1 protein-coding gene is annotated in these 473 nt (G+C 53.9%); it reads right to left on the bottom strand.

The genetic code is table 11. The annotated features are described in order from the left end of the window. Positions 1-91 precede the first annotated feature (91 nt). Positions 92-473 (bottom strand): OmpA family protein (locus tag ACEWB7_RS17550; protein ID WP_411581030.1); only part of this gene is annotated, 382 nt, incomplete at its 5' end.

Below are 473 nucleotides of genomic sequence, written 5' to 3'. Positions count from 1 at the left end.
ATCCAGCAGATGCTGCTCCATATCAGCCAACAGCTCGTCAGCTTCATCAAAAAATGTCTGATAAAAATCGCTAATATCCATGCTCACGCTATCACCTCGGTTCCGCTTTTGGCGATGTGGGTACGCTTGCCGGCGGGGCTGCCGCAGGCTGTTGTAATACACTTACCGGCTCATTCTGGCTTTCAGCGTTTTCATGCAAAATGGCCTGTTCCGCCTGTTTGTTTAACACCAGCAGGCTTATACGGCGGTTGATGGCGTCATCAGGACCGCGATCGCTCAGCCGCATCGTGGCGGCCATGCCAACCACCCGTAATACTTTTCCGTTATCCAGCCCGCCAGCGACCAGTTCGCGACGAGAGGCATTGGCGCGATCGGCGGATAACTCCCAGTTGCTATAGCCTTTTTCGCCGTTCGCGTAGGGAAAGTCATCGGTATGGCCGGCCAGGCTAATGCGATTAGGTATACCGTTTAAC

The organism is Acinetobacter sp. NIOH-H-8 (assembly GCF_046635365.1).
GTDB lineage: Bacteria > Pseudomonadota > Gammaproteobacteria > Pseudomonadales > Moraxellaceae > Acinetobacter.
The sequence above is the reverse complement of the archived record's forward strand: the minus strand, read 5'-3'. Positions and strand labels throughout refer to the sequence as shown.